Here is a 7,244-nt window from a genome sequence, read left to right on the forward strand (position 1 = left end):
GGCCAGACCGTCGCCAGCTATTTTGGCGTGTCGCCGATGGATTACGGCAAATCCATGCTTTAATACCGCTTTTAATGACGCTGGCCTTCACGCCAGCGTCTTTTTTTCAATGAATTGAGGGAAGTGATTATGGCAACGCCACATATTAATGCTGAGATGGGTGATTTCGCTGACGTAGTGCTGATGCCGGGGGATCCGCTGCGTGCTAAATACATCGCAGAAACCTTCCTGGAAGGTGCGGTAGAAGTTAACAACGTGCGTGGCATGCTGGGTTTCACCGGTACCTATAAAGGCCGTAAAATCTCGGTAATGGGCCACGGCATGGGCATCCCATCCTGCTCTATCTATGCGCGTGAACTGATTGCCGAGTTTGGCGTGAAGAAAATCATCCGTGTCGGTTCTTGTGGCGCGGTACGTGACGACGTCAAACTGCGTGATGTGGTGATTGGCATGGGAGCTTGTACCGATTCCCAGGTTAACCGCATGCGTTTCAAAGGCCACGACTATGCGGCCATTGCGGATTTTGACATGGTGCGTAATGCGGTAGACGCTGCGGCTGCACAGGGCATCCCGGCACGCGTAGGTAACATCTTCTCCGCCGATCTGTTCTACACGCCAGATCCGGATATGTTCCAGGTGATGAAGAAGTACGGCATCCTGGGCGTGGAGATGGAAGCGGCGGGCATCTACGGCGTGGCCGCAGAGCTGTATGAAGAGTTCGGTTGCAAGGCGCTGACCATCTGCACCGTATCCGATCATATCCTGCGTCACGAGCAGACCACTGCTGCCGAGCGTCAGACCACCTTTAACGAGATGATCGTTATCGCGCTGGAATCTGTCCTGCTGGGCGACAAAGCGTAATGACCTCGCGGGCGCAGCACGCTGCGCCCCATTTTATCTATTCACCCTTCGCCAACCTTGCTAGCTAATCCTTTACCTTTCCGCTAATTAGCGCTATTACTCTATTCATCTATCTATTCACTAATCTATTCAGCGATGAGCACAGTAGAAAAAATTCTGCGTAATGGACCCGCCTCTTCCCGGGAACTGACTGCTGCATTGGGGATCAGTCAACCCACGCTGTCGCGCCGTATCCGCGATTTGGCGGGGTCGGTACTGGTCATCGACAAAGGCAGATCCACGCGTTATGCGCTCAGGCGGGAGGTGGGTGGTGAGTCGCATTTCCCACTGTATCAAATCGATAAGCTGGGTAAGGCGCATCTGTTTGCCACGCTCTATTGCCTATACCCGGCAGACAACTGCGCGGTGTTCGATGAACAAAGCGGTGAGTGGCAGTTGTACGATGGTTTGCCTTGGTATCTGAACGATCTGCGCCCAGTAGGTTTTCTTGGCCGCGCCTGGGGGAAAGCCGTTGCACGGCGGCTCAAGTTGCCGGAAGACGTGCTGCAATGGAATGAAGAACAGCGCCTGGTAGCGCTTTGTCATTATGGTGAGGATATGAGTGGCGATCTATTGCCGGGCGCAGAGAGTTATCAGCGTTGGTTAACGCGCGCAGCTGAAATCCCGGTACCGATGGCGGACAAAACCAAGCATTACGCTAAGCTGTCTGCACGCGCATTAGCGGGTGAACTGATTGGTTCTTCTGCCGGTGGCGAACAGCCCAAGTTTACTGCCTATGCCGAACTGGCGGGTGGCCGTCGTCGTCATGTGCTGGTGAAGTTCAGTGCTGTACCGGACAACCCCATTGCGCAACGTTGGAGCGATTTACTGATCGCCGAGTCATTAGCGCTGCAAGTGGTCGCAGAGGCTGGGTTATCTTCTGCATCGGCAAAGGTGCTGTTAGCCGATAACCGACAGTGTTTTTTAGAGATTGAGCGGTTTGATCGTATTGGAGCATATGGCCGAGTCGCTCTGGTCTCACTGGAGGCGCTAGATGCCGAATTTAGCGGCAGCGGTGGTGCTAATTGGGCTATTGCAGCGGAAAAGCTATTGCAGCAGGGGATCATCGATCATCAAACCTGGAAAACAATCGGTCTGTATTGGGCATTTGGCAGGTTGATCGCCAATAGCGATATGCACCAGGGGAATCTATCGTTCCTGCGTATGGAGCAGTGGCCGGTGGTATTGGCTCCGCTGTATGACATGTTGCCGATGGCGTTTGCCCCTGCCAATAGCGGTAATATGCGAGAAACAGCGGTGGAAATCAGATTGGGCAATGAGGTCAACGGCCCCCTTTGGCGGCAGGCCGAGTTGATGGCGCTTGAATTCTGGCAGCGTACGGCACAACATCCGCAGATCAGCGCATCGTTCCGGGCCATTGCTGCTCAAATGCTGGTACAGCTTCAGGCGCTGAACGATCGTATTCAGCGCTTAGCTTAATCTTTCTTCGTCTCTTCCTGCTCTGCCGGCTTCTCGTCATCACCATCGTCGACCGTGTTACCTTCTGCCAGCGGTGTGTTGGCGGTTAGCAGGTACGGAGACTGCTGCCAGCGGCTGCGGCGGCCTTGCAACAGGGTACGGGCCAGAATAATGCCGATGGCCAGCGCCAGCAGGATCATCAGGCGTAGCAGGTTGGTGGTGTTATCCACCTGCTTGGATTCGGTGGCCAGTACGTGGGTATCCAGCGTTACACGGATAAAGCCCAGCGGGCCATCTTTGCCCTGGATTGTCTCGACGATCTGATGGTTGAAGTAGCTGCCCGCGCGTTTGCCATCCAGCGCCAGGCGATCGCGCACGCTAATCTGCTCGCCGGAATGGGCGATCAGGGTGCCGTCCAATTGGTAGACGCTGGCGTCCAGAATGCGGCTGTGATCGGTCAGCTGTGTGAGAATGCGCTCAACCTGCTGATTGTCTATGTCGCTGTCGCCATCCATCAGCGGAGTCAGGCTAAAAGCCACCTGCCTGGTCAAGGTTTGCGCCAATTCTTCGACCTGTTCCGATCGCGCCATTTGGTGGCTCAGGCTAAAATAGGAGGCACCTTGCATCAACAGCACCAGCAACGCCAGGCAAATCAGGATAATAGCGGTGCGATGCAGGCGGAATTTCAGTTTAGCTTTAGCCATAAGGCTTCCTTTAGGGCGGTCATCCGGGAGTCACGAGTTAACCGCCTGGCAGTAACTTGAGATTCATAGGGTAATATGTTGCCAGAAGCAATGGCGATAGGATAGCTTGATGCGTCGTTTTATCATGCAGTGTTATTCAGGAGTTAAGGATGCCAAATAGTCTGACCTATTGCGATCTCCCCGCTGAGATCTCTCAATGGCCGGGGTTGCCCCTTTCGTTGAGCGGTGACGAAGTTATGCCGCTGGATTATCGGGCGGGCCACACCGGGTGGCTACTATATGGCAGAGAACTGGATAAAGAGCGTATTACTCAGTTCCAGCGCAAGCTGGGCGCCGCGATGGTGATCGTGACGGCCTGGGCGGTGGAAGATTATCAGGTGGTGCGCCTGGCGGGGACGCTGTCTGCGCGTGCCAAACTGTTGGCGAACGAAAACGGGCTAGACGTTGCCCCACTGGGCAAAATCCCTAACCTGCGCAAGTCGGGCCTGTTGGTGATGGATATGGACTCGACGGCCATCCAGATTGAGTGCATCGATGAAATCGCCAAGTTGGCCGGGGTCGGCGAGCAGGTCAGTGAAGTGACCGAACGCGCGATGCGTGGCGAACTCGATTTCACCGCCAGCCTGCGCCAACGTGTAGGTACGCTGAAAGGGGCCGACGCCAATATCCTCAAGCAAGTGCGTGACGATTTACCGCTGATGCCTGGGTTGACCAGCCTGGTGCGCAAGCTGCAGGCGCTGGACTGGCACGTCGCCATTGCCTCCGGCGGCTTTACCTATTATGCCGAGTACCTGCGTGACAAGCTCAAGTTAGTGGCCGTGGCTGCCAATGAGCTGGAGATCCGCGACGGTAAGCTAACCGGCGAAGTACTGGGGCCGATCGTGGATGCGCAATTCAAGGCCGATACCTTGGTGGCGTTGGCAGAGAAGCTGGGGATCCCACTGCAGCAAACCGTAGCGATCGGCGACGGTGCCAACGATTTGAAAATGATGCAGGTGGCCGGGTTGGGCATTGCCTATCATGCGAAGCCTAAGGTCTATGAGAAGGCGCAGGTCTCGATCCGCCATGCCGATCTGCTGGGAGTGCTTTGTGTGCTCTGCGGCAGTTTGAAACACGATGTGAGGTAAGTTGTGGCAAAAGCAGTAAAACGGGCGTTTGTCTGTAATGAATGCGGCGCTGATTATCCGCGCTGGCAGGGGCAATGCAGCGCGTGTCAGGCCTGGAACACCATTACAGAAGTGCGCCTGGCTGCGTCCTCCTCTTCTGCTGCCCGTAGCGAGCGTTTAAGCGGCTATGCAGGCGATGCCGGTATCAGCAAGGTGCAGAAGCTTTCGGACATCAGTCTGCAAGAGCTGCCGCGTTTCTCTACCGGTTTTCTGGAATTTGACCGCGTGCTGGGCGGCGGCGTGGTGCCGGGCAGTGCGATCCTGATCGGCGGCAACCCCGGCGCGGGGAAAAGTACTCTGCTGTTGCAGGTGCTGTGCAAGCTGGCTGAACAGATGAAAACCTTGTACGTCACCGGTGAAGAGTCGCTGCAACAGGTCGCGATGCGTGCTCATCGTCTTGGATTGCCCACCGGTGGCCTGAACATGCTGTCTGAAACCAGCATTGAGCAGATCTGCCTGATCGCCGAGCAGGAGCAACCGCGGCTGATGGTGATCGACTCGATCCAGGTGATGCATATGGCGGATATCCAGTCATCGCCGGGTAGCGTGGCGCAGGTGCGCGAAACGGCGGCCTATCTCACCCGCTTTGCCAAAACGCGTGGCGTGGCGATCGTGATGGTTGGCCACGTGACCAAAGATGGCTCGCTGGCCGGGCCGAAAGTCCTCGAACACTGTATCGACTGTTCCGTGTTGCTGGATGGCGATGCTGATTCCCGTTTCCGTACGCTGCGCAGCCACAAAAACCGCTTTGGTGCGGTCAACGAGCTGGGGGTGTTCGCCATGACCGAGCAGGGGCTGCGTGAGGTGAGTAACCCTTCCGCCATCTTCCTCAGCCGGGGTGATGAAGTGACCTCCGGCAGTTCGGTGATGGTGGTCTGGGAAGGCACCAGGCCGCTGCTGGTTGAGATCCAGGCGCTGGTAGATCACTCAATGATGTCTAACCCACGCCGCGTTGCTGTGGGCCTGGAGCAGAACCGTTTGGCAATCCTATTGGCGGTGCTGCATCGTCATGGTGGCTTGCAGATGTCCGACCAAGACGTTTTTGTCAACGTAGTGGGCGGCGTCAAGGTTAGCGAAACCAGTGCCGATTTGGCGTTGCTGCTGGCGTTGGTCTCCAGCCTGCGCGACCGCCCATTGCCCAACGATCTGGTGGTGTTTGGCGAAGTGGGGCTGGCAGGGGAGATCCGCCCGGTGCCTAGCGGCCAGGAGCGTATTTCAGAAGCGGCCAAACACGGCTTCAAGCGGGCGATCGTGCCATATGCCAACGTGCCGAAGAAGCCACCGGCCAATATGCAGGTGTTCGGCGTCAAGAAGCTGGCGGATGCGCTAAGTGTTTTAGACGAGCTTTAAGTGAGCCGATAACATTGTCTTGTTTAGTATATTATACCCAATAGCTTTCATGTCACAGCTAGGCGACAAGCGCCCTGATCCCCAGGAGCTTAGTTTACTAAGTGACTGGGGTCAGGGCGTGCAGGTAACAACGCTGTGGCTTGAAAGATGAAGGGTATATAAACGGGAGGGGTTATGCGGCAGTTCGATTATCTTAAAGCAGCGATTAAGCAACAGGGATGTACCTTACAGCAGGTAGCTGATGCCAGTAGCATGACCAAAGGCTACCTCAGCCAGCTGTTGAACGACAAAATCAAAAGCCCGAGCGCGCAGAAGCTGGAAGCCCTGCACCGTTTCCTGGGGCTTGAATTCCCACGCCGTGAGAAGAAAGTCGGCGTGGTGTTTGGTAAATTTTACCCGCTGCATACCGGCCATATCTATCTGATCCAGCGCGCCTGTAGCCAGGTCGACGAGCTGCATGTGATCCTGTGCCACGATGAACCGCGCGATCTGTTGCTGTTCGAGAACAGCTCAATGTCACAGCAGCCGACGGTCAGCGATCGTCTGCGCTGGCTGCTGCAGACTTTTAAATACCAGAAAAATATCCATATTCACTCTTTCGACGAAAAGGGCATCGAGCCTTACCCGCACGGCTGGGACGTGTGGAGCAACGGCATGAAGAGCTTTATGGAGCAAAAGGGCATCGTCCCGAGCTTTATCTATTCCAGTGAAGAGCTTGATGCTCCCCGTTACCGCGAACATCTGGGGATTGAAACCATCCTGGTGGATCCGGAACGCTCCTTTATGAATATCAGCGGCAGCCAGATCCGGCAGGATCCTTTCCGTTATTGGGACTACATCCCCACCGAAGTGAAGCCGTTCTTTGTACGCACGGTGGCGATCCTCGGCGGTGAGTCCAGCGGTAAGTCAACGCTGGTCAACAAGCTGGCGAACATCTTCAACACCACCAGCGCCTGGGAATATGGCCGTGACTACGTCTTTTCCCACCTCGGGGGTGACGAGATGGCGTTGCAGTATTCCGATTATGACAAAATCGCGCTTGGGCAGGCCCAGTACGTGGATTTTGCGGTGAAATATGCCAATAAAGTGGCGTTTATCGACACCGACTTTGTCACCACGCAAGCGTTCTGTAAAAAGTATGAAGGGCGGGAGCATCCGTTCGTTCAGGCGTTGATCGATGAATATCGTTTCGATCTGGTGATCCTGCTGGAAAACAATACCCCTTGGGTGGCTGACGGCCTGCGTAGCTTGGGTAGCCCTGTCGATCGCAAGGCGTTTCAGTATTTATTGGAAGAGATGTTGCATGCCAATAACATCGAATATGTGCACGTAGAGTCGAGCGATTACGAGGAGCGCTTCTTGCGCTGTGTCGAGCTGGTGCAGCAAATGCTGGCGGCGGATGCCAGCCGGTTGGTGAAATTCTAGCTCGGTTTAATGCCCCCTCACCCTAGCCCTCTCCCACAGGGAGAGGGGACCGATCGAGTGTGTTTGAAATTGTCGTGACTCACCTTGGATAAGGGGACGATCGAGTTTGCTGATATGACCTCTTTACTTCCAAAAGAACAGGGGCTATCAGCTCCCTCTCCCTGTGGGAGTGTACAGACCGGGGACATGGTAGACAGGTGTTCAAGGACATGGTGAACACTTTTTAACATCCTTTACCCATGATGATCGACCTATTTCTCAGGTCGATCATCCCCACTTT

General features: G+C 55.4%; 6 protein-coding genes. 5 read left to right on the forward strand and 1 reads right to left on the reverse strand.

Going from position 1 to position 7,244, the window contains the following annotated elements; translation table 11 throughout:
- Nucleotides 1–129 precede the first annotated feature (129 nt).
- Together deoD and yjjJ are read left to right on the forward strand one after the other, a co-directional pair.
- A complete protein-coding gene (gene deoD / locus ACLQ7H_RS00005) occupies nt 130–861 on the forward strand; it encodes a purine-nucleoside phosphorylase (RefSeq protein WP_411750899.1) in 732 nt (243 codons plus the stop codon).
- A 135-nt stretch (nt 862–996) separates the two neighbouring features.
- A complete protein-coding gene (gene yjjJ, locus ACLQ7H_RS00010) occupies nt 997–2,340 on the forward strand; it encodes a type II toxin-antitoxin system HipA family toxin YjjJ (protein WP_411750900.1) in 1,344 nt (447 codons plus the stop codon).
- On the opposite strand, the gene ACLQ7H_RS00015 is transcribed toward yjjJ, so the two are convergent.
- Nucleotides 2,337–3,023 carry a YtjB family periplasmic protein gene (locus tag ACLQ7H_RS00015; RefSeq protein WP_411750901.1) on the reverse strand — a complete coding sequence of 229 codons (687 nt, stop codon included), beginning with the start codon at nt 3,021–3,023 and terminating at the stop codon, nt 2,337–2,339. The two genes, yjjJ and ACLQ7H_RS00015, sit on opposite strands and share 4 nt — an antisense overlap.
- 149 nt (nt 3,024–3,172) lie before the next feature.
- On the opposite strand from ACLQ7H_RS00015, the gene serB reads away from it, so the two are divergent.
- From serB to nadR, 3 genes are all read left to right on the forward strand, one after another.
- Nucleotides 3,173–4,150 carry a phosphoserine phosphatase gene (serB, locus tag ACLQ7H_RS00020; protein WP_411750902.1) on the forward strand — a complete coding sequence of 326 codons (978 nt, stop codon included), beginning with the start codon at nt 3,173–3,175 and terminating at the stop codon, nt 4,148–4,150.
- 3 nt (nt 4,151–4,153) lie between these two features.
- Nucleotides 4,154–5,539, forward strand: a complete 1,386-nt coding sequence (radA, locus tag ACLQ7H_RS00025) for a DNA repair protein RadA (RefSeq protein ID WP_411750903.1) — start codon at nt 4,154–4,156, stop codon at nt 5,537–5,539.
- A 174-nt stretch (nt 5,540–5,713) separates the two neighbouring features.
- Nucleotides 5,714–6,964, forward strand: coding sequence for a multifunctional transcriptional regulator/nicotinamide-nucleotide adenylyltransferase/ribosylnicotinamide kinase NadR (gene nadR / locus ACLQ7H_RS00030; RefSeq protein WP_411750904.1), 1,251 nt, complete (start codon nt 5,714–5,716; stop codon nt 6,962–6,964).
- Nucleotides 6,965–7,244 lie beyond the last annotated feature (280 nt).

Source organism: Serratia sp. (in: enterobacteria) (genome assembly GCF_046715635.1).
Classification (GTDB): Bacteria; Pseudomonadota; Gammaproteobacteria; order Enterobacterales; family Enterobacteriaceae; genus Chania.

Excerpts from the sequence above, each read along its gene's own strand:
- yjjJ (WP_411750900.1), top strand. The coding sequence starts at position 997 with ATGAGCACAGTAGAAAAAATTCTGCGTAATGGACCCGCCTCTTCCCGG.
- serB (WP_411750902.1), top strand. The coding sequence starts at position 3,173 with ATGCCAAATAGTCTGACCTATTGCGATCTCCCCGCTGAGATCTCTCAA.
- ACLQ7H_RS00015 (WP_411750901.1), bottom strand. The coding sequence starts at position 3,023 with ATGGCTAAAGCTAAACTGAAATTCCGCCTGCATCGCACCGCTATTATC.
- deoD (WP_411750899.1), top strand. The coding sequence starts at position 130 with ATGGCAACGCCACATATTAATGCTGAGATGGGTGATTTCGCTGACGTA.
- nadR (WP_411750904.1), top strand. The coding sequence starts at position 5,714 with ATGCGGCAGTTCGATTATCTTAAAGCAGCGATTAAGCAACAGGGATGT.